This is a genomic window from Pantoea sp. (genome assembly GCF_039594315.1).
Classification (GTDB): domain Bacteria; phylum Pseudomonadota; class Gammaproteobacteria; order Enterobacterales; family Enterobacteriaceae; genus Pantoea.
Map to the genome: position 1 here is coordinate 45,431 of NZ_JBCNNP010000016.1, position 21,706 is coordinate 67,136.

The 21,706-nt window shown below is 52.5% G+C and carries 16 protein-coding genes; 8 read left to right on the forward strand and 8 right to left on the reverse strand.

The genetic code is table 11. From position 1 onward, the window contains the following. Positions 1-6 precede the first annotated feature (6 nt). Complete coding sequence (locus ABDW13_RS12005) at positions 7-975, forward strand: GT-D fold domain-containing glycosyltransferase (protein ID WP_343552780.1); 969 nt, start codon at positions 7-9, stop codon at positions 973-975. Positions 976-1,030: 55 nt separating this feature from the next. Here the strand turns inward: ABDW13_RS12005 and ABDW13_RS12010 are convergent, their stop codons facing one another. After that, positions 1,031-2,332: a Fic family protein gene (locus ABDW13_RS12010; protein ID WP_343552781.1), complete on the reverse strand. Its 1,302-nt coding sequence runs from the start codon at positions 2,330-2,332 to the stop codon at positions 1,031-1,033. Between the two features lie 77 nt (positions 2,333-2,409). Next, the gene (locus tag ABDW13_RS12015; protein ID WP_343552782.1) at positions 2,410-3,042 is read right to left on the reverse strand and encodes a DapH/DapD/GlmU-related protein; all 633 of its coding nucleotides are present in this window, start codon (positions 3,040-3,042) and stop codon (positions 2,410-2,412) included. A 133-nt stretch (positions 3,043-3,175) separates the two neighbouring features. Between ABDW13_RS12015 and ABDW13_RS12020 the strand changes: the two genes are divergently transcribed. Together ABDW13_RS12020 and ABDW13_RS12025 are read left to right on the forward strand one after the other, a co-directional pair. Beyond that, positions 3,176-4,078 (forward strand): ParB/Srx family N-terminal domain-containing protein, encoded by a 903-nt coding sequence (locus ABDW13_RS12020; protein ID WP_343552783.1) that lies wholly within the window; start codon positions 3,176-3,178, stop codon positions 4,076-4,078. 54 nt (positions 4,079-4,132) lie between these two features. Beyond that, the gene (locus ABDW13_RS12025) at positions 4,133-4,678 is read left to right on the forward strand and encodes an NUDIX hydrolase (protein ID WP_343552784.1); all 546 of its coding nucleotides are present in this window, start codon (positions 4,133-4,135) and stop codon (positions 4,676-4,678) included. Positions 4,679-4,758: 80 nt separating this feature from the next. Here the strand turns inward: ABDW13_RS12025 and ABDW13_RS12030 are convergent, their stop codons facing one another. Continuing rightward, on the reverse strand, positions 4,759-7,152 hold the full coding sequence (locus ABDW13_RS12030; protein ID WP_343552785.1) for a glycoside hydrolase family 31 protein: 2,394 nt from the start codon (positions 7,150-7,152) through the stop codon (positions 4,759-4,761). Positions 7,153-7,167: 15 nt separating this feature from the next. Beyond that, complete coding sequence (locus ABDW13_RS12035; protein ID WP_343552786.1) at positions 7,168-8,472, reverse strand: MFS transporter; 1,305 nt, start codon at positions 8,470-8,472, stop codon at positions 7,168-7,170. Positions 8,473-8,837: 365 nt separating this feature from the next. Here ABDW13_RS12035 and uxuA point away from each other — a divergent pair, with 365 nt between their 5' ends. The 4 genes from uxuA to uxuR all read left to right on the forward strand — a co-directional run bounded on the left by uxuA (position 8,838) and on the right by uxuR (position 13,789). Continuing rightward, positions 8,838-10,016 carry a mannonate dehydratase gene (gene uxuA / locus ABDW13_RS12040; protein ID WP_343552787.1) on the forward strand — a complete coding sequence of 393 codons (1,179 nt, stop codon included), beginning with the start codon at positions 8,838-8,840 and terminating at the stop codon, positions 10,014-10,016. 11 nt (positions 10,017-10,027) lie between these two features. Then, on the forward strand, positions 10,028-11,500 hold the full coding sequence (locus ABDW13_RS12045) for a fructuronate reductase (protein WP_343552788.1): 1,473 nt from the start codon (positions 10,028-10,030) through the stop codon (positions 11,498-11,500). Beyond that, positions 11,500-12,915, forward strand: a complete 1,416-nt coding sequence (gene uxaC, locus ABDW13_RS12050; protein WP_343552789.1) for a glucuronate isomerase — start codon at positions 11,500-11,502, stop codon at positions 12,913-12,915. The genes ABDW13_RS12045 and uxaC overlap by 1 nt, the downstream gene beginning before the upstream one ends. Positions 12,916-13,012: 97 nt before the next feature. Then, positions 13,013-13,789, forward strand: coding sequence for a Uxu operon transcriptional regulator (uxuR, locus tag ABDW13_RS12055; protein ID WP_343552790.1), 777 nt, complete (start codon positions 13,013-13,015; stop codon positions 13,787-13,789). A 46-nt stretch (positions 13,790-13,835) separates the two neighbouring features. On the opposite strand, the gene ABDW13_RS12060 is transcribed toward uxuR, so the two are convergent. The 3 genes from ABDW13_RS12060 to ABDW13_RS12070 are packed head-to-tail and all read right to left on the reverse strand — an operon-like array spanning position 13,836 to position 18,523. Continuing rightward, positions 13,836-16,967, reverse strand: a complete 3,132-nt coding sequence (locus ABDW13_RS12060; RefSeq protein WP_343552791.1) for an efflux RND transporter permease subunit — start codon at positions 16,965-16,967, stop codon at positions 13,836-13,838. Next, positions 16,967-18,139 carry an efflux RND transporter periplasmic adaptor subunit gene (locus ABDW13_RS12065; RefSeq protein ID WP_343552792.1) on the reverse strand — a complete coding sequence of 391 codons (1,173 nt, stop codon included), beginning with the start codon at positions 18,137-18,139 and terminating at the stop codon, positions 16,967-16,969. The genes ABDW13_RS12060 and ABDW13_RS12065 overlap by 1 nt, the downstream gene beginning before the upstream one ends. 33 nt (positions 18,140-18,172) lie before the next feature. Continuing rightward, entirely contained in the window at positions 18,173-18,523 is a 351-nt protein-coding gene (locus tag ABDW13_RS12070) for a helix-turn-helix domain-containing protein (protein ID WP_343552793.1), read from the reverse strand. Positions 18,524-18,813: 290 nt separating this feature from the next. Here ABDW13_RS12070 and ABDW13_RS12075 point away from each other — a divergent pair, with 290 nt between their 5' ends. Then, positions 18,814-19,707 carry a LysR family transcriptional regulator gene (locus ABDW13_RS12075; RefSeq protein WP_343552794.1) on the forward strand — a complete coding sequence of 298 codons (894 nt, stop codon included), beginning with the start codon at positions 18,814-18,816 and terminating at the stop codon, positions 19,705-19,707. A gap of 81 nt (positions 19,708-19,788) precedes the next feature. On the opposite strand, the gene ABDW13_RS12080 is transcribed toward ABDW13_RS12075, so the two are convergent. Next, positions 19,789-21,180 carry an aminopeptidase P family protein gene (locus ABDW13_RS12080; RefSeq protein ID WP_343552795.1) on the reverse strand — a complete coding sequence of 464 codons (1,392 nt, stop codon included), beginning with the start codon at positions 21,178-21,180 and terminating at the stop codon, positions 19,789-19,791. Positions 21,181-21,706 lie beyond the last annotated feature (526 nt).

Below are 21,706 nucleotides of genomic sequence, written 5' to 3' on the forward strand. Positions count from 1 at the left end.
GTTATTATGCTGAATGCAGATTTCTTATATCGTAAATTACGTTTTCCTTTTAAGTTGACGCACGCAGCGGTTAAATTCCCGATTGCTAATGCGCATGCACGCCAATATCAGGTGATGTCGCCGGAAAAAACCATTGACCTATTGCTCGATAATTCTCAACTCTCGCTGAGCCGCTACGGCGATGGGGAACTGGAGATGACGTTGTTTAAAAACATTGGTTTTCAATCTTTCGATGAACGTCTCTCCATTCGCCTAAAAGAGATTTTACGTCGCGGCAGCCAGGAGAGTAATCGTTGTTTGTTGTGTTTGCCCGACGCGTTTCGCGGCACGCAGAATATGCGATTTGGTTCGGCCCTATTTTGGTTCTTTCATAAGGCCTTTTATTTCCGCCATTATGAGCCGCTATTAAAACGCGGCTATTTTTACGGAAATACCTCAGTCACCCGGCCCTATCATGATTATAAAGACAAACAACAAGCGCAGCGTATTTTTAATAAATTCAAACAACTGTTCCACGATAAAAAGCTATTAATTGTTGAGGGCAGTGGTACGCGTCTTGGCATCGGTAACGACTTATTGGCCGGTGCACGTGAGATTAAACGCATCACCACGCTTAATCGCAATGCGTTCTCAGTTTATAACGATCTCTACAGCTCGGTGCTGGCGCACGCACGCGACTACGATATGGTGCTGATGTCGCTGGGTCCAACCGCCACGGTGTTGGCTTACGATCTTAGCCAGCACGGTATTCGCTGCATCGATACCGGCCACATTGATATTGAGTACGAGTGGATGCGCAGTTCAGCGCGTGACAAGGTGCAAGTGGCGGGCAAAAACGTCAATGAAGTTGGCGTGTTACTCAGTGAAAATCCGCGCGATAACGACGATCACTATCGTGAACAGGTGCTGCTGCATGTCGGATTGCCGCAGCAGGCAGTGTTGTCCCCCCTCATCACCCCGCCGGGTTTGGTGTAATCTTCATCGCAAGCAATCGCAAAATCACCTATTTTTGCGATTGCTTGCGATCAGTTTAATCGCTTTTGCGTTTTTTTAACCACTCTTGCAGCTTACGCAGCGAGACGGGGGCCTGATAAACCGTGCCCTTGCCCTCTTTCAACGGACGCAATAACCCTTTATCCGCAAGACTTTTTAAGCGCGTACGCGCGGTGTTATCGGCAATCCCCAAACGCGATTTAATGCCCGCTGAACTTAGCAAGGTTCCCGGCGCATTGAGCGCAATCGCCATTATGTCGAGTTCACCTTTGCCCAGTTCCCGATGCTCTTCAACCCATTTTACCAGCCGCGCACGCTCCTGATGCAGCGTAGCAATCTGCTCACTAAACGCCTGCACCGCACGCATCACGATTTCACATTGAAATTGGACAAAATAGGTCAGATCCATCTCATCGGTTTCTGTATAGAGATACGAGATGCCGTACTTGATCGCCGCCGCTTTCAATAATTTGCTGATGGAGATGTAACGGAAAGCGCTGTAACCGTGGCGAATCAAATGATGGTAGAACAATCCACGCGCAGTACGTCCGTTGCCATCATTGAAAGGATGAATGTAGCCAATAGCGAAGTGCATTACACAAGCCACCAGCAGCGGATGAGTTCCCTGTTGTTCCAGCCAGGCCACTTCGGCGCATAACGCATCAAGCAGGCTATTGAGCTTTTGATGGTCTGGTGGCCGATGAATGATTTCGCCATCCCGCCCGGCAACAAAGACCTCGTTGTTATCGCGAACAGCGCCGGGACGGTATTTTTCATCATTGATACCCGCGCAGGCGATATGATGAATTTCCAGAATATCCGAATGTGTCAGCGGCGCATCGCCCATGGTGGCAATGTGCTGCATCAACCGCCAGTTACCCATGATCATGCTTTCATCTTCGGTGCGCGGTGCGCGTCCAACCGCCAACAACTCCATCGCAACGCGTGATGTGGTAGCCGCACCTTCCAACTGACTGGATGATATCGCTTCTTCCATGATCAGTTGCGACATCAAGTACGAGGCCGCGTCTTCATCCGTCGGTTCACCGTTGCGGGCGAAGGTCATGCGGTCCACCATTGACATCGCCGCAGTGATTTTTGTGGTGAAGTTGCAGGTGACAGTTTGGTCAGCAACAACAAAGTGATGGGCCGTGCTGCGACGTTTAAATTTCAACGCGCTCCACAGTTTATCCCGCGTATCAGCGTCACGCACCCGACGATAAAGCTCATCATAATGCAGATAGCGTTCGTCCCACTCGGCATAGCTGGCGAGCAGTGAATTGATCTCACGGATATTCAGTGAATCAACAAGTTGAGCAGGAGGACGGCGCAGTTTCATCTCAAGCAATCTCAAAAACAGGGTATTTTGAGTTTACTTGAGATTAAGGAGAACAACAAACTGCGCGCCTTGGGAAATTAAACCGCGTGGCGCTGACAAAATGCTGTCAGATCTTCCGACTGGAAATCAGCCAGATTCGCCATTAGCTTGTCCAGCGGCCAATTCCACCAAGCGATGGCTTGCAACTGCGCGGCAATCTGCGCATCAAAACGCGGGCGAATCATTTTCGCCGGGACACCGCCGACGATGGTGTACGGCGCAACATCTTTGGTGACAACCGCTCCCGCCGCCAGCACCGCGCCATCACCGACGGTGACGCCCGGCAGTACGATCACGCCATGACCAATCCACACATCATTGCCAATAATCACCCGGTCAGCGCGGCGATCGGCAAAGAAACCCGCATCGCGCTCGGCTTGAGGATCATAATATTCCGGGCAGTAGGTGAAACGGTGCTGCGAGGCGCGATCCATCGGATGATTCGGTGCGCCAATGCGCACGTTGTTGGCAATAGCGGTAAAGCGGCCAATTTGTGTATCCGCCACACAGCAGTGTTCACCCAGGTAAGAGAAATCACCCAACTCGCTGTATTCGATATAGCTTTCCGCCAGAATTTCACATTGCTGCCCAATGTGCGTTTCGCGCATACGTACGCTGGGATCGATAACGGTTTTTTGCAGTTTTGCCGGTTGCACAGCAGCGAGTGACATAGTGGATGCTCCAAAAGTGGTCAGAGGTCTGGATAACAGGTTGCCGCTGGGCAACCGCCAGCCACAACACTACAGCGTGAAGATGACAGAAATGCTATGGTTCACCGCTATTACAGGCATGTGAGGAAATGGAATGAGAATCAGCTTGTCGTTGTTAACCCTACTTTTATCAAGCGGATCGGCGTTCGCTGCGCTGCCCATCGATATTCACGCTGGCGCGATTGTGCAAGTGCCCTTGAGTGAGTTGCATCCTACTCAAGCGACGTTGGGATATCGCCAGCTTGATTACAAATTGCATCGCTATCAGGCCGAACCCAAGAAGCTGTTTGATGATTATTGCGAAAGCATGGGTCAGAAAGGCGTAAAAGATTTTAGTGCGCAGTCGAAAATCACCCAACCCAGCAGCTTCAGCTGTAAAGCGCCCGTTGGCAGCGAACCTGGGCCGATGAAAACCGCGGTGATCGCGCCGGATAATCAGCTTTACCTCACTGATGGTCACCACACGTTCAGCAATTTTGTCGACGTAGCTGGCTTAACCGTGCCGGTTCAGGTACGTATTACGGATGATTTCCGCTCTCTAAAAACCATGTCCGAGTTCTGGCAAAAGATGGAAGCCGCAAATTTGGTATGGCTGGATACGCCAAACGGCAAAATCAAGCCAGATGCGCTGCCGAAAGAGCTGGGCCGTCAATATATGCATAATGAGGAATACCGTTCGCTGGTCTACTTTGTGCGCGATATCGGCTTTGATAAAGAGCAGAATCCGCCGCCGTTCCTCGAGTTTTACTGGGGGAAATGGCTGGAAACCCAACTGCCGGTGAGCAACTTTAATCTCGGCGATCGCTACGGTTACGCCAAAGCCGTGGCCGCTATCGCTGAGAAGATGACCAGCGTGCCGAAAGATACGGTGATCGCCAACAGTGATAGCGGCACCTTGACGGCGCAGCAGTTGGGCGCGCGCGACAAGGTCAACAAGAAAAAACTGGCTAAGCTAAGCGAAAATGACGGGAAACTAACCTGGGCTTTTGCACACTAATATCATTCAGGCGGAGCTAGTTTCCGCCTTTTTTCACCAGATTGGAGGCCTATCGTGACAACTGAAATCCATACGCTGAATTCTACAGAGATCTATCGCAACCGCTGGATGACGCTGAAGGAAGATAAAATTCAACGTGCCGATGGCAGTGAAGGCATCTATTCGGTGGTTGAGAAAGATGATTTTGTGGTGATCGTTCCGGTTGAAGATGACTCGATTTACGTGGTTGAGCAATTCCGCTATCCGATTGGTGAGCGCACCATTGAGCTGCCGCAGGGAAGCTGGGAATTGTCGCCAGATGCTTCTCCGAAAGATCTTGCAGCTGGCGAACTGCGTGAAGAAACCGGTTTGGTGGCTGGGAAATTGAGCTATGTTGGCTATCAGAAATTAGCGCAAGGCTATTCATCGCAGGGTTACCACATTTATCTGGCAAGCGATCTGACGTATCAGGGGCAAAATCTCGATGCGGAAGAAGTAGGCTTGACTGCGCGCAAGATGAAAAGCGCTGAGTTTTTAGCGCTGATTCTGGCGGGAAAAGTCACTGATGCAACGTCGGTGACGGCATTTCTGCTGGCGAAGGCGAAGCAGTTGATTGATTAGCGTGTATGCTGCAAATCGGTCACCATGAATGACGACCTTACGGAAATCGGTGCGCTTTTATGCGCACCGAATACGCATTCTTAACCTTTGGCGATACGCGCTAGCACCGCTTCGGCGTTCGCTTTATCTACCTGAACGCCATCAATAAACAGCTGGCGCTGTTCTCCGACCGGCAAGGTGATATTTAACGTCTGCCATGCAGGCTGGAAATTACCTTCACGCGTGAAGTTAAGATGAATCGCCTGCGCATCGCTGCGCATTTCCCATTTCAGCCACAGCGCATTGCCCTGCTGATAGCCCCAGGATTCGCCATCATCTTCAAACAGCAAGCCGCTGGTGATGCCTTTGCCTTTGACGGGGAATAGCTGCAAGCTGCGACGATCGTCAGCCTTCTCATCAACATGGCGCAAGCGATCGCTGAGGGGTAAACCCGCACCGGCACGCACCAGCATTGGCTGCGTTTCGAGTGGCGCATCCAGCGTGATCCACTGACCGCCGCTATACCATTGCCGCGTGGCAAAGTCGTACCAGCCGGTTTCATTGTCTGGCAACCACAAGCTGCGCTCGCGCTGGCCTGGTTCCACCACGCTCGCCACCAGCAAATCGCGTCCCAGCAAGAATTCGTCGCACTCAGCAAATGTCTGCGCATCGTGCTCATGATCGAGGAAGGTCGGACGCAGCATCGGTTCGTCATCAGCATGCGCTTGCCACAACAGCGTGTAGAGGTATGGCATCAAACGATAACGCAGTTCAATGGCGGCACGAATGGCTGGCGTCGCTGACGGATACATCCAAGGTTCATTGACAGTGTGATCGTCATTCCATGAGTGAATAGTGAAACGCGGATGCATCACGCCATTCTGTACCCAACGCACAAACAGTTCTGCATCTGGTTTGTCGCCAGAGAAGCCACCAACATCATGGCCGACGTTATACAAACCGGACAGGCTCATGCCCAATCCCATGCGGATGTTGTAACGCAGCGTCGTCCAGTTGGTACGGTTATCGCCGCTCCAGGTTTGCACATAACGTTGCATGCCCGCGCAGCCTGATCGTGAAATCAGGAACGGACGTTTTTCCGGTGCAAACTGCTGCTGTGCTTCCATCGAGGCGCGCATCATTAACAACGGCATCACCGGACGAATGTGCTTGATAGCGATTGGCGTACCAAAGCCATGACAGCGCGCTTCGCCATCCCACACTTCGTATTCGTTGTTGTCGTTCCAGGTAGAATCAATGCCCTTTTCCAGCAGCTGTTTGGTGACGTTTTCCTGCCACCATGCCACCGCTTTGGGATGGGTAAAATCAAGGTGCGAACCTTCATCATCCCAGAACACCGAGCGCTCGGGCGCATCCTGCTCCGAATCGCGGATGAACAGCCCTTGCGCCGCCACTTCTTCATAGCGTGGGTGATCCTGCAACAGACAAGGCTTGATGTTGGCCGCCAGACGCAAACCGGCATCGTGGAATGCCTGGCTCATCACTTCTGGCTGCGGCACTTTGTCGTAGTTCCAGTTGAACACGTAGCGCTTGTCGTTGATTGAGGTATAGCCGGATGACAGCTGGAATGAGTCGCACGGAATTTCATGCTCTTCACACAGACGAATAAAGTTCATCAGCTGATTTTGCGCATCCGGTGCATCGGTGTAATGCATGGTTGAGCCGCTGTAACCGAGGCTCCATTTTGGCCCAAACAGGGTTTTACCAGTCAGGCGCACAAAGGCTTTGGTGACATCCAGCACCTTTTCACCAACAAACAAGTAGTAATCGATGTCACCACTTTCGGCCTGCCAACGGCGATACGGTTTATGGTAGTTATCCAGCTCATTACCGAGATCAAACCAGCTGCTGCTGAGGTTGTCGTAATAAAGACCAAAGCTGACATCATCACGGCGCGTAATGGTGAACGGCACATGTTTGTACAGTGGATCGGTTGATGACGCGTTGTAGCCCATCGCATCGAGGTTGCGCATCTCATAGCGCTGGCCGTTACGCTGCAAATCACCGCTTTTCTCGCCAAGACCGTAATAACGATCATCGTTCATGCGACGTTGGTAGTGCGCCACACCGTCGCCGTGCGCGTTAATCTGGTAGGCGCTGGTTGGGCGGTCGCAGGTCAGCAGTTGCCACACGCCTGCGCTATCGCAATATTGCCATTCGAGCGCCAGCGGCTGATGGACAATGACACGCAGTTTGTCCGTGGCGACCACCAACGTGTCGCCCTCTTCTTCCAGCGTGAAATTGGGCAGCGAGAAACCTGCCAGACTGTCACGTTGACGTCCTTCCCACGGCACATCACTTTCTGGTGCGATGCTCCAGGTTCTGTCGAGGCTGTAGGCGCCTTGACGTTTAATCGCCACACGGAACATGCCGGATTCAAGCACGTACAGGTTCAGCGTGTGTTTCCCATCGACGGTGAGCGCGACATGGTGCGCATCAGAACCGGTTAATGACCAATTTTTTAACGTTTTCATCGTTATCTACTCTTTTCAGGCGCGCTGTGCGCGACGTTCAGCAATAAAAGCAATCAGGAAGATCGCACCAATCAGGTCGAAGAAGCCCATGGCGATAAACAGAGGATTGAATCCAATGGTGTCGGCGGTAACGCCAATCAGCAGCGAGAACAGGAAGCTGGAGATCCAGGCAAACGAACCGCGCATACCGTTCACGGTCGCCATTTGGCCTTTATCAAATTTCTCCACCACCAGCGCGCTCAACATGCAGGAGATGATCTGGTGTCCGAAGCCACCAATCGAAATCAGGGCAATCGCCACATACGGATCTTTGGTCACCGCCACCGCAGCCAGCGACAGCATCAGGAAGGCACCGGTTACCGAGCTCGCAACCACCGAGTTAACCTGGGTGAAACCGAAAATTTTGGTGTACAGACGGGTCAGATAGCCGCTGGCCGCGCTGCCGAGATCGGCGGCGAGGAATGGCAGCCAGGCGAACATCACGATCTGTTTCAGGTCCATGCCGAGCTCTTTTGCCAGATACAGCGGCACCCAGAAACTCAACACACCCCAAGCCGGTTCAGCCATAAAGGCCGGAATGGCAATGCCGTAAAAACGCTTGTTCTTCGAGACGCTTTTAAGCGCAGTGAAGAAAGGCATTTTCACCGCTGGTGGTTCGTTGTCCTGACGAATGAATTCCAGTTCATCTTTCGACAAATTAGGATGCTGATCAGGATCGCGGTACAGCAACCACCACAGCACCACCCAACCCAACGCCAGTGCGCCAGTGAACAGGAATGCGCCCTGCCAGCCACCAAATGCGGCATGGGCGAAGTAGATGATTGGCGGTGCCAACATTGCGCCAATGGAGAAGCCCACGCCAGCCCAACCGGCTGCAATCGGACGCTCTTTTTTCGGGAACCATTCGCCAATCACTTTGGCATTCGCTGGTGTGGCTGCCGCTTCTGCGCCACCCATCACGAAACGCAAGATGGCTAGATGCACCCAACTACCCGCTCCAGCATGGAATAAACAGGCCACCGCCCAGATGGCGGCGCAGATCAGGAAGCCCACTTTGAGGCCGATAACATCAATCAACCAGCCACAAATCGGCTGGAAGAAGGTATAGGCCAATTGGAACGCACCAACGATATAGGAATATTGTTCGGTGGAGATGTTAAGACTGTCTTTCAATTCGGGGGCCAGCAGGCCCAATGAATTACGCGTGATGTAATTGACCGTAACGCCGGCTAAGAACAGCACCAGCACCCACCAGCGCATATGGCGGAAAGTGCGTTTGGCGCCGGCGGCGGTAATCCCTGGATTTAAACTGCGGTTCATCTGGTTCTCCATTCTTTATTGACATCATGAGTTAACAAGTCCCGCAGTTAACTGAGGCTGGTTCGCGTAAATACCCTGGTAACACCGCTCACCGCACAGGATTTGTCATGTCTTGCTGAGGAGTGACTTCACTAAGTCATCTCTAACCATCCGCCAGGAGTGAAACACAGTTGCGAAAAGTGGTCGCCAACCAGGTGCTGCATTTGTGATCTGGTTAACCAAAATCATTTGTCAGGTTGACATCCGACGGCAAAGAGTTGAATTTTAGCGGGTGAAAGCGTGGTTCCTATTAAGGAGATCGCGTTAAGGGATAAAATAGGTCAACCAATTACTGACCACTCAAAGACCATTGATGAGGTAATAACATGAAGCAGACCTGGCGCTGGTATGGCCCGAACGATCCTGTCTCTCTTGCTGATGCGCGCCAGGCTGGCGCGACCGGCATCGTCACGGCTCTGCATCACATTCCCAACGGCGAAGTGTGGACGGTGGAAGAGATCATGCAGCGTAAGGCGCTGGTTGAAGCCGCAGGACTAGAGTGGGCAGTGGTCGAAAGCGTGCCGATTCATGAAGAGATCAAAACCGGCAGCGGCCGTTGCCAGCATTGGATCGCCAATTATCAGCAATCGCTGCGCAACCTGGCGCAGTGCGGCATCAAGACCGTGTGCTACAACTTCATGCCGATCCTCGATTGGACACGTACCGACCTCGAATATCTGCTGCCAGATGGTTCGAGAGCGCTGCGTTTTGATCAGATTGAATTCGCGGTGTTCGAACTGCACATACTGCAACGTCCGGGTGCCGAGCAAGATTATACCGCGGAAGAGATTGCCCAAGCCGCCGAGCGTTTCGCCCAAATGAGCGAAGAGAGCCGCACGCGCCTGATGCGCAATATCATCGCCGGTTTGCCGGGTGCGGAAGAAGGTTACACGCTGGACCAATTCCGCGCGCAGCTTGCGCGTTATGAAGGCATTGGCAAAGCACAATTGCGTGAAAACTTCGCCACCTTCCTGCGCGCCATTATCGCGGTGGCAGAAGAAGTTGGCGTACGCATGGCGGTGCATCCCGACGATCCGCCGCGCCCGATTCTTGGCTTGCCGCGCATTGTTTCGAATGCCGATGATTTGCAGTGGATGATCGATACCGTTAGCAGCCCAGCCAACGGCTTTACCATGTGCACCGGTTCCTATGGCGTGCTGGCAGAGAATGATTTGGCGGGCATGGTTAAACGCTTCGGACCACGCATTTACTTCGCGCATCTGCGTTCCACCAAGCGTGAAGAGAATCCACGTACCTTCCATGAAGCGGCGCATTTAGGCGGTGACGTCGATATGTTTGCGGTGATCAAAGCGATTGCTGAAGAGGAACATCGCCGTAAAGCCGCCGGGCGAGAAGATCTGATCCCGATGCGTCCCGATCACGGCCACCAAATGCTGGATGATCTGAAGAAGAAAACCAATCCGGGCTATTCGGCGATTGGTCGTCTGAAAGGTTTGGCTGAAATTCGCGGCGTCGAGCTGGCGATCCATCGCGCCTATTTCTAAGCGGAGCATTCATGGAAAATACCGCCAAACTTAAGGTCGCCCTGCCCGCGTGGCAGCAAGACCGCCTGGTGCCGCGCATGGTGCATCTTGGCTGCGGCGCGTTTCATCGCGCGCATCAAGCGCTGTATTTGCATCATTTATTGGAAGTCAGCAACTGCGATTGGGGCATCTGCGAGGTCAATCTGATGTCCGCCAGCGGGCAAGCGTTGGTTGAAAAACTGCGTCAACAAAACTTGCTGTATAGCGTCACCGAGAAAGGTGCCGAAAGCAGCGAAGTCAAAATCATCGGCGTGGTAAAAGAAGCGCTGCATCCGGGATTAGAAGGCAGCGCCAGCATTCTCAATGCACTGACGCGTCCTGAAACCGCGATTGTTTCCCTCACCATCACCGAAAAAGGCTATTGCACCACTGGCGCGAGCGGTGAACTGGATAGCGAAAATACCTTGGTTCAACACGATCTCGCGCATCCAACCACGCCAAAATCAGCGCTGGGTTACATCGTCGAAGCACTGCGACTGCGCCGCGAGCAAGGTTTGCCGCCTTTTACCGTGTTGTCGTGCGATAACCTGCGTGACAACGGACATGTGGCGCGCGCAGCCGTATTGGGTTTGGCGCAACTGCGCGATCCTGCTTTAGCGGCGTGGATTGACGCCAACGTGACGTTCCCGTCTACCATGGTTGACCGCATCGTTCCGGCGGTCACGCCTGAAACCGAGCAAGAGATTGCTGAGCTGTTAGGCGTGGAAGATCCGTGCGGCGTGGCCTGCGAACCGTTCCGCCAATGGGTGATTGAAGACAACTTTGTCAATGGCCGCCCGGATTGGGATCGCGTCGGTGCGCAGTTTGTCACTGACGTTGCGCCGTTCGAAATGATGAAGCTGCGCATGCTGAATGGCAGCCACTCTTTCCTTGCCTATCTCGGCTATCTCGGCGGTTTCGCGACCATCGCTGACACTATGCAGCATCCGGCTTATCGTCAGGCGGCGCAGACATTGATGATGGCTGAGCAAGCGCCCACCTTGTCAATGCCGGATGATATTGATTTGCAGCGTTATGCCGAGCAATTGATCGAACGCTTTAGTAATCCGTCGCTGCGTCATCGCACCGGACAAATCGCCATGGATGGCAGCCAAAAACTGCCGCAGCGCATGCTCGATTCAGTGCGCCAGCATCTGCGCGCCGGTAGCGATTACCGCCATTTGGCGTTGGGCATCGCAGGTTGGATGCGTTATGTGCTGGGCGAAGATGAACAAGGCCAACGTTATGAGGTGGTTGACCCATTATCAACCACACTGGAAGCGATTAATCAGCAATATCCCGCAGGCGAAGCGCGAGTTCTGGCGCTGCTCAACATCAAGGCCATTTTTGCTGATGATTTGCCGGCTAATGCGGCGTTTGTCGCCACCGTTCAGCGCGCTTACGCCCTGCTGTGCCAGGCTGGCGCGCGTGCCGCTGTTGAATCTCTCACACAGGAATCAAACTAATGCGTTTTATGGATGAGGATTTCCTGCTGCAAAGCGATATCGCGCGTCGTTTGTACCACGACTTCGCCGCAGACATGCCGATCTACGATTATCACTGCCACCTTAATCCGCAGGAGATCGCGGAAGATCGTCAATTCGCCAACCTCGGCCAGATTTGGCTGGAAGGCGATCACTACAAATGGCGTGCGCTGCGTGCGGCGGGTGTGGATGAATCGCTGATCACTGGTAACCGCACCAGCGATTACGACAAGTATTTGGCTTGGGCGAATACCGTGCCGAAGACACTGGGCAACCCGCTCTATCACTGGACGCACCTTGAACTGCGTCGCCCGTTTGGCATCACCGATACGCTGTTTGGACCGGATACCGCAGAAGATATTTGGCATAGTTGCGCCGAAAAGCTGGCAACACCGGAATTTTCTGCACGCGGCATTATGCGTCAGATGAATGTGCGCATGGTCGGCACCACTGACGATCCGATTGATTCACTGTGCTATCACCGCCAAATTGCCGATGACAGCAGCTTTGATATTGATGTCGCGCCAAGCTGGCGTCCGGACAAAGTGTTCAAAATCGAACTCGACGGTTTTGTCGATTATCTCGCGAAGTTAGAAGCTGCCGCTGATGTCGCCATCGACAGTTTCGATGCGCTGCGTCGTGCGTTGCTGCGCCGCCTCGATCATTTCTCTGCGCATGGCTGCCGCGCTTCCGATCACGGCATCGAAACCCTGCGTTTTGCGCCGATACCCGATGACAACGTGCTCGACGCCATTCTAGCGAAACGTCGCCGTAACGAACCGCTGGAAGAGTTGGAAATTGCGCAGTTCAGCAGCGCCGTATTGGTGTGGCTGGGCGGCGAATATGCTCGCCGTGGTTGGGCGATGCAGCTGCACATTGGTGCGATTCGTAACAACAGCACCCGCATGTTCCGTCAGCTAGGTCCAGACAGCGGATTTGATTCGATTGGCGATAACAATATTGCCTGGCCGTTGGCACGTTTGCTTGATGCGATGGACCTCAACAATCAACTGCCGAAAACCATCCTTTACTGCCTGAACCCACGCGACAACGAAGTGCTGGCGACCATGGCGGGTAACTTCCAGGGATCCGGCATCGCAGGCAAAGTACAGTTCGGTTCCGGTTGGTGGTTCAACGATCAGCGCGACGGCATGCTGCGCCAGCTGGAACAGCTGTCGCAAATCGGTCTGCTGAGCCAGTTTGTCGGCATGTTGACCGATTCACGCAGCTTCCTCTCCTACACGCGGCACGAATATTTCCGCCGTATTTTGTGCAATCTGCTGGCGCAATGGGTGCAGGACGGCATTGTGCCACATGATGAGAAAATGCTTGGTAGCATGCTGCGCGATATCTGCTTTAACAACGCTGAGCGCTACTTTGCGCTTAACCCGTTGTGAACACAGAACTCAGAAATGTCTGTGCTATATTACGTGTCGGCGTTAGGGGTACTGCCCCTAACGCTTTGTTAACCTGTTAACCCGCATAAAGAGCACGATGAAAAATCAAACTTCAGCACAGCGCCCTTATCAGGAAGTCGGGGAAATGCTCCGCAACATGATCACGCAGAAACAGTATGCCGTGGGTGAACGACTGCCACCGGAACGTGAGTTAGCGGCGCTGCTGGACGTGACGCGCACGCTGGTGCGCGAAGCGCTGATCATGCTGGAACTGGAAGGTTTAATTGAGGTGCGACGTGGTGCGGGCATCTATGTGGTGCACGATAGCCCGCAACCTCCGGCTCAAATACAAAAACCGGGCAACGATGCGGGACCGTTTGAAATGTTGCAGGCGCGTCAGCTGCTGGAGAGCAACATCGCGGAGTTTGCCGCCCTGCAAGCCACGCGCGAAGACATCATGAAAATGCGCCAGGCGCTGGAGCTGGAAGAGAAAGAGTTGGCTTCAGGTGAGGTCAACCAAAGTGAAAACGGCGATCGTAACTTTCACCTAGCGATTGCCGAAGCCACACACAACAGCATGCTGGTTGAACTGTTTAAACAATCCTGGCAGTGGCGTGAAGACAATGTGATGTGGAGCCAATTGCATCGCCATCTGGTCAACACCGATTACCGCAAAGAATGGCTCGACGATCACAAGAAAATCCTCGCCACCTTAATCAAGAAAGACGCGCGCGCCGCCAAGCAGGCGATGTGGCAGCATCTGGAAAACGTTAAACAGCGCCTGCTGGAGTTTTCTGACGTTGACGATATTGATTTTGATGGATATTTGTTTGAATCCTGGCCGCTTTATGCAGCCAGTAATTCCAATAATTGATATTCGATGTTAGCGGTCACCATTTTTGGCGACCGCGCAGACAACGTTACTCGTCATCCTCCTCGTCGGCTGCCTTACCGCCAAAGCTATTGCGCACTACCACAAAGAACAGCGGCACGAAATAAATGGCTAATACGGTTGCCGCCACCATGCCGCCAATCACGCCAGTGCCCACGGCATTCTGCGCGCCCGATCCCGCTCCTGCGCTTATTGCCAATGGCAACACACCAAGGATAAAGGCCAAAGATGTCATTAGAATCGGACGTAAACGCATACGCGCCGCGTCTAGCGTCGCTTCAATCACGCTTTTGCCCTCTTTCTCCATCTGTTCTTTCGCAAATTCAACAATCAAAATCGCATTTTTCGCCGACAAGCCAATGGTAGTCAGCAATCCCACCACAAAATAAACATCATTGTTCAAGCCGCGCAGCAAGGTGGCGACTAAGGCGCCAAATACGCCAAGCGGCACCACCAGCATGACTGAGAAAGGAATAGACCAGCTCTCATACAGCGCCGCCAGGCACAGAAACACCACAATCAGCGACAACGCATACAGTGCAGGCGCTTGTTCGCCCGTCATGCGCTCCTGATACGACATGCCCGTCCAGTCAAAGCCGATGCCTGCCGGAAGCTGGTGCGCCAGTTGCTCCATCAGCGCCATTGCTTCACCTGAGCTTTTCCCAACTGCCGGTTGCCCAAGTATCTCAACGGCAGAAAGGCCATTAAAACGCTCTAAACGCGGCGATCCATACACCCATTCGGCGGTGGAGAAGCTGGCGAAGGAGACCATTTTGTCGTTGCTGGCGCGCACATACCATTTGTTCAGGTCTTCCGGCATCATTCGATAAGCGGCATCACTCATCACATAGACCTTCTTGACTCGGCCATTATCGACAAAATCATTGACGTAAGTGCCGCCCCACGCGCTGCTCAGCGTGGTGTTGATATCAGCCAGATCGACACCCAACGCGGTGGCTTTTTCCTGATCGATATTGAGCTTAAATTGCGGGCTATCTTCCATGCCGTTAGGTCGAACCGCCGCCAGCGTTTCAGGATGCTGGCGCGCCAGCTCCAGCAGTTGGTTGCGAGCGGCGATCAACTTCTCGTGACCAAGACCGGCTTGATCAATCAATTCAAAGTCAAAACCGGTGGCGTTACCCAACGCGATAATCGGTGGAAGATTAAAGGCCACGACGTTGCCATCCATGATATTGCCGAAACTTTTCATTGCTCGCGCGACAATGCTGTCAACTTTATTATCAGCGCCAGCACGCTCAGACCAATCTTTTAAACCAATGAAAGCGATACCCACATTTTGCCCTCGACCCGCAAAGCCAAAACCGTTGACCGTGAGGACGTTCTCCACGTTGTGCTTTTCACTGGAAAGATAGTAATCATTGACCTGATCCAGCACGGCCTGTGTGCGTTCCTGTGTGGCACCCGCTGGTAAAATCGCCTGCGTCGCCAAAACGCCCTGATCTTCTGATGGCAAAAACGAGGTTGGTAAACGCATAAACAGCACCGCCATACCCACCACAATCACGCCATAAATCACAAGATAACGTCCGCTGCGATGCACCATACGCGCCACCGAGTTAGTGTAATGCGCGGCACTTCGATCAAATTTGCGGTTAAACCAGCCAAAGAAACCGTGCTGTTGGACATGCGATCCGGCTTTCACTGGTTTAAGGATGGTGACGCACAGCGCGGGCGTCAGAATCAATGCCACCAACACCGACAACACCATCGCCGAGACAATGGTGATCGAGAACTGGCGATAAATCACGCCGGTGCTGCCACCAAAGAACGCCATCGGCACAAACACCGCGGAGAGCACCAGCGCGATGCCGACCAGCGCACCTTGAATCTGCCCCATCGATTTGCGCGTCGCGGCTTTGGGTTTGAGCCCCTCTTCCGCCATCACGCGTTCGACGTTCTCCACCACCACGATCGCGTCATCCACCAATAATCCAATCGCCAGCACCATACCAAACATGGTGAGCGTGTTGATCGAATAACCGAAAGCATTGAGGATGCCGAAGGTGCCCAATAGCACCACCGGCACGGCAATGGTCGGGATCAGCGTGGCACGCAGATTTTGCAAAAACAGATACATCACCAGGAACACCAGCACGATGGCTTCGAACAGCGTTTTGATCACTTCATGAATCGAAATGCTGATAAATGGCGTGGTGTCATACGGGTAAACCACTTTCAATCCTTGCGGAAAGAACGGTTCAAGTTCATTGATTTTACTGCGAATCGCATTAGCGGTATCCAGCGCGTTAGCGCCGCTGGCTAACTGAATCCCCAAGGCTGAGGCGGGTTTACCGTTAATTTTCACCACAAAGTTGTAGTTCTCGCCACCGCGTTCAATGCGCGCGACATCGTGCAGCCGCACCTGCGAGCCATCGCTGTTAACCTTCAGCAGAATGTTGCCAAAAGCCTCCGGCGAGGTCAGGCGGGTTTGCGCAATGATCGAGGCATTGAGTTGTTGGCCTTTTACCGGTGGAGCACCGCCCAACTGACCAGCGGCAACCTGCGCATTTTGCGTTTCCAGCATGCTAATGACATCAACCGGCGTCAGTTGATAGGTATTAAGCTTGTTGGGATCAAGCCAGATACGCATCGCATATTGCGAGCCAAACAGCGTGGTATCACCCACGCCGCTAATACGGCTAATCGGATCTTTTAGATTGGTCGCCACATAATCGGCGATATCTTCCATGCTCATGCGACCTGATTCATCGACAAATCCCGGCACGAGGAAGAAGACACTGGAGGATTTGCGCACCGTGATGCCCTGTTGCTGTACTTCCTGCGGCAACAGGGGCGTGGCGAGTTGCAATTTATTTTGCACCTGAACCTGAGCAATATCGGCATCGGTGCCATTCTCGAATGAAAGTGTGAGTTGCAACGTACCGGACGAATCGCTGGTCGAAGCCATATACATCAAGCCATCTAATCCACTCATATTCTGCTCAATCACCTGCGTCACGCTGTTCTGCAAGGTGGTGGCATCTGCGCCCGGATAAGTGGCACGGATTTGAACAGCGGTGGGCGCAACATCGGGATATTGCTCAACCGGCAATTTTAAAATTGAGATGCCGCCCGCCAGCATGACAATTATCGCTAATACCCAGGCAAAGATTGGGCGATCAATAAAAAATCTGGACATTACTCAGCGGTTCCTTTCGAAGAAGAGGAGTCTGCGGCAGCAGCGACAGGATTTACGGTCATGCCCGGCTGCGCGCGCTGCACACCGGAAATAATCACGCGCTCGCCGGGCTGCAAACCACCGGCAACGCGCCATTGATCGCCCAGCGCTTGAGAAACCTGAATAGTGCGGATTTCCACTTTGTTATCGCCTCCCACCACCATCGCCGTGGCTTCACCGCGCGGGGTGCGCGTCACCGCTTGCTGAGGGATCAGTAAAGCGTGGGGATCGCGGCCCTCTTCAAGGCGAGCACGCACGAACATACCGGGCAACAACGCGTAGTCAGGATTGGGCACAATGGCGCGCAGCGTGATGGCGCCGGTGGTGCGATCTACCGTCACGTCGGAAAAGGCCAGCGTGCCGCGCTGGGGATAGATTGATCCGTTGCTCAGCACCACACTGACCAGCGCTTTACCGGCGTTTTGCTGCAAGCGCCCTGCGGCTATTTCTTGCTGTAAGCGCAGGAAATCTTCGCTTGATTGCGTGACATCGACATACAGTGGATCAAGTTGTTGCACCGTTGCTAATGCCGTGCTTTGGGCATCTGCCACCAGCGCGCCTTCCGTCACTGTTGAACTGCCGATACGACCGCTGATTGGCGCGGTGATGTTGCTCCACGCCAAATTAATGCGGGCGCTCTCCAACGCGGCCCTGGCAACATCCACCGCGGCGCGGGTTTGAGCCGCATTCGCTTGTGCCTGGTCGTAATCCTGATGACTGACATATTGGCTGCCACTGAGCGCGCGATAGCGGTTCAGCGTCACCTGCGCGATACGTGCATTGGCTTCGGCTTCAGCAACGGCGGCTTTGGCGCTGTCGAAACTGGCGCGGAATGGCGCAGGGTCGATTTGATATAACGCCTGCCCTGCGACCACATCGCTGCCTTCAATAAAAAGGCGTTTAAGTACGATTCCTGAGACCTGGGGACGGACTTCCGCCACGCGAAATGCCGTGGTGCGGCCGGGTAATTCGGTGGTGATGGCTTGCGATTGGGTGGCAAGCGTGATGACTTTGACGTCGGGCACTTGCGGTGCCTGAGCAGTATTTCCTGATGAATTATCACATCCTGTGAGAGTTAAACTGATTAACGCGCATAGCAAAGCCAGCGGCTTAATAGCCACATGATGAGGCATTATTATTTTCTCCCGGAAGGCGGTACTGAATTATTAAAATGGCGTATTAAAACTATGAGAATGAAAACGGCGATACATTGCCGGTGGCATGTGATATTTCCGCGCAAATGAACGCGTAAAAGATTGCTGCGAGTCATAACCGTATTTCATCGAGATATCGAGCACCGCTTCATGGCTATCCAACAGATCATGCGCCGCTAATTCCAGCTTCTTATCACGAATATAATTTCCTAAACTGATATGCATGATGCGCTGAAACATGCGTTGCAGATGCCATTTCGAATAACCCGAACGCTGCGCAACGTCTTCAATTTTTATTGGGCTGCGGATATTGTTATCTATCCATAACAAGAGATCCTGAACGATCATTTCCTGTCGATCCATATTTCATACCTCTCGCTGATCTAATAACGTTGAGGGGGATGGTGAGCACGAAAGAATCGTATCATTACAAGTTGCTTTTAATTAGACCGATAAAATACAATAACGTTATGAACAGAGATCATCAATGACGCAGCAAAAGGTTAAGCTCGACATGATTTTTTCGTTAAAATGTTGAACCAAATCACGCTGAGTCAGTTTTAATTCGCTAATTGGTGAATTTTTGACATATATTTCTGTTTATGTAGAGGTGTTATTCATCCTATGTAACGACGAATTGCAAAGGTAAGCGCATGCTGCGAGAAAATTTCAACGACCTGATTTATCTGGTGATGGTGGCGCGCGAGTGCAGTTTTACCCGTGCGGCAGCCAAATTGGGCGTTTCACAATCGGCTTTGAGCCACTCGATTCGCGGCCTTGAAGAGCGCTTAAATACCCGCTTATTAACCCGCACCACCCGCAGCGTGGCCCCCACTGAAGCCGGTGAAAACCTGATTCAAAGCGTCGCGCCGCTGATGGCTGATATTGAAAAAGCCTTGCTGCAACTCACTGACAGCCAGGGTAAACCGTCTGGCAATATCCGCATTACCGCTGGTGAACACGCGTTATCTTCGACGTTATGGCCACTGCTGAAACCTTTTTTACGCGCTTATCCTGATATTAATGTGGAGTTGTCTGTCGACAATGCCTTAACGGATATTGTTAGCGGTCGTTTTGATGCGGGCGTGAGATTAGGTGAAAGCATTGAAAAAGATATGATAGCGGTGAGGATTGGCCCAGACTGGAAAATGAAGACAGTTGCCACACCGGAATATTTACAGCAGCATGGTATTCCGCAAACACCTTATGAATTACAAAATCATAACTGCATCAATATGCGCTTGCCGACGCTGGGTGGATTATACAGTTGGGAATTCAGCAAAGATGGCAAAGATATCCGGGTAAAAGTTGAAGGCCAGATGATTTTTAGTAATTTGGTTGCGCGAATTGATGCGGTACTTTCTGGTATGGGCATTGCGCATGTTCCCGAAGACACGGTTAACCAGCACATTGCGGAAGGCAGGTTGCAATCGGTACTTGATGACTGGACGCAACCGTTTAGCGGCTATTATCTTTATTATCCCAGCCGTAAACAGCACACCATGGCATTTGAGATGTTGATTGACGCGATTAAATACAAAGGCTGATCTTACCATTTCAAGGTGCGTATTTATGCGCACCTTCCGCTTCGTAGCGGTCGCCATTTACGGTGACCGTTTTTTATAGCATTAACGATCCACGCTCATTGCCAATTCTTTCGCCAAAAAGAACGGGCGCAAATACGCCACGCTGTTGGATAACGGTAAGACGTCATCACTCAACTGAATGCCAATTTCTTTGCGCAAATATGCCCGGCGCGTTTCAATCCGCTGCCATAACGCCGGATATTGCTGCTCGATAGCCGCTTGTAACGCCGCATCCGCCAGCACCACACACTCTTCTGCGCTGGCACCGTTATAACCCGCAACGGATGGGATAATATCGATTTGCAGCATCATGCCGCTTTTTAGCTGCTCAACGGAATGATGATAAATCGGTGACGACATCCACTCCTCGTCTGCCACTAAATGCCCTGGATTGAGATGCCAACCGTAATCTTTCTGCGGCAATACCTGCTCTATCAAATCATAAAGTGCACCGCCGCTCATACCGATGTGAATATTTTCCAGCCACGCCACCACCGCACTGAAATAAGGTTTGGCAATGCGCTGTAAATAATCGCTTTGTGTACCGGGCAACTCGCTTTCGTCGGCAATCACAAAACCGCTGCGGCTCGATAACCCGCCTTTATAGGCAGTGGTTAATGACAACGGATCGCCGCGCTGCACTTTTTTGTGCGTTGGATACAAATTGGCATGTTCGAAACGGCTGCCGGTGGCGGCAATTGTGACGACCGTATTGTATTGCCCTTCTGCGGCAAGTAATGCGCCCAGTTCAATTTCACGTACGCCCTCTTCAATCGCATCCAGCGCGTTTAGCATGCAATTCGAGGCGAGATTGGCACCGTATTCGTAATGCGCAATTTCATTGGCATTACAGGTGGTGCGGACACCGTGATCGCCAATAAACAGATGGATGGCATTTTCTACAATCGCATCCTTTTTTACAGTCTGTTTAATCGCTTCCACAATGAAATATGGCAGGTCAAACAGGCTTGTGCCGTTGCCATTCGCGGGCGTAAACATCTTCCAGCCGACCAGACCAATTTTGCCGCTACGATCCAAACCCGCCGCAGCAAAAAGGCTCTCAAGTGGCGCTTCGTTATCCATAGGTTGATTGGGCAGCGAGAAGTAAGGCGTGTGCACCAGCGTGGTGGGGATACGCGAAAAGCGCGCCATTTTGAGGTTTTCGTTACCCAGTACCAGCGTGCAGTGACCGGATTTGTCCAGCAGCAACAACCCTTCTTCGAAGCGCGGGATGAAACCGGTGAGATATTCAAAATTGCTGCCGTGTTCTTTATCGGCATAAATTACCAGCGTGTCGAAACCGTGCTGTTTCATGCGTTCCAACAGTTGATTTTTACGCGCCAACTGAGTGTCATCCGTGAGAAAAACCTGCTCGACGTCCGAGAACGTCTGTGGCGCGGTGACCGGTCCCAACTTGATTGTTTTGCTCGCCATGTTTCACTTCCTCGTATTTCATCATTGAGGAGGATAGTAGCGTCTTCCGGGCTTGCATATGTTTCGTAAACAGCGAAAAAAGGCGGAGGGGTGAGCTCCGCCTTGTTTCAAGTTCTGATCAGTGCGCCTGACCAGTCAGTTGCAAAAGGGCAACGATGATTTGCAAGATCACCCGGACTAAGTCCAGCAACAATCGAACAAGTTCAATCACTTTCCTTCTCCTTTAACAGGAGCGCGGCGTTCAGCAGCCGAGGCTTTGACTCCACCCGCCGACCGCTTAAGCACATCTGTGAGGAGTGCTGAGCGGCTCTCATTGTGGAAGCCACAGGCCAGCACCACCTGAAACCTGCCGGGATTTGACAATCCGCGCCCCTGGGAGTCATCAGAAAACAATGAGGCTTCGCCCGTCACTCAACACCTGTATAACCATACAGTATTTTAGCGAAACTTGAAATAAATCCCGCCACATTTTATCATCTGTTTTGTGAGGAGTGCTGAGCACCCGGTTCGCAGCGCGGTTACCAGC

Bases quoted from the DNA above. Each gene is read 5' to 3' on its own strand.
- ABDW13_RS12005 (WP_343552780.1), top strand. From the start codon at position 7: ATGCTGAATGCAGATTTCTTATATCGTAAATTACGTTTTCCTTTTAAG.
- ABDW13_RS12010 (WP_343552781.1), bottom strand. From the start codon at position 2,332: ATGAAACTGCGCCGTCCTCCTGCTCAACTTGTTGATTCACTGAATATC.
- ABDW13_RS12015 (WP_343552782.1), bottom strand. From the start codon at position 3,042: ATGTCACTCGCTGCTGTGCAACCGGCAAAACTGCAAAAAACCGTTATC.
- ABDW13_RS12020 (WP_343552783.1), top strand. From the start codon at position 3,176: ATGAGAATCAGCTTGTCGTTGTTAACCCTACTTTTATCAAGCGGATCG.
- ABDW13_RS12030 (WP_343552785.1), bottom strand. From the start codon at position 7,152: ATGAAAACGTTAAAAAATTGGTCATTAACCGGTTCTGATGCGCACCAT.
- ABDW13_RS12035 (WP_343552786.1), bottom strand. From the start codon at position 8,472: ATGAACCGCAGTTTAAATCCAGGGATTACCGCCGCCGGCGCCAAACGC.
- uxuA (WP_343552787.1), top strand. From the start codon at position 8,838: ATGAAGCAGACCTGGCGCTGGTATGGCCCGAACGATCCTGTCTCTCTT.
- ABDW13_RS12045 (WP_343552788.1), top strand. From the start codon at position 10,028: ATGGAAAATACCGCCAAACTTAAGGTCGCCCTGCCCGCGTGGCAGCAA.
- uxaC (WP_343552789.1), top strand. From the start codon at position 11,500: ATGCGTTTTATGGATGAGGATTTCCTGCTGCAAAGCGATATCGCGCGT.
- uxuR (WP_343552790.1), top strand. From the start codon at position 13,013: ATGAAAAATCAAACTTCAGCACAGCGCCCTTATCAGGAAGTCGGGGAA.
- ABDW13_RS12060 (WP_343552791.1), bottom strand. From the start codon at position 16,967: ATGTCCAGATTTTTTATTGATCGCCCAATCTTTGCCTGGGTATTAGCG.
- ABDW13_RS12065 (WP_343552792.1), bottom strand. From the start codon at position 18,139: ATGCCTCATCATGTGGCTATTAAGCCGCTGGCTTTGCTATGCGCGTTA.
- ABDW13_RS12070 (WP_343552793.1), bottom strand. From the start codon at position 18,523: ATGGATCGACAGGAAATGATCGTTCAGGATCTCTTGTTATGGATAGAT.
- ABDW13_RS12075 (WP_343552794.1), top strand. From the start codon at position 18,814: ATGCTGCGAGAAAATTTCAACGACCTGATTTATCTGGTGATGGTGGCG.
- ABDW13_RS12080 (WP_343552795.1), bottom strand. From the start codon at position 21,180: ATGGCGAGCAAAACAATCAAGTTGGGACCGGTCACCGCGCCACAGACG.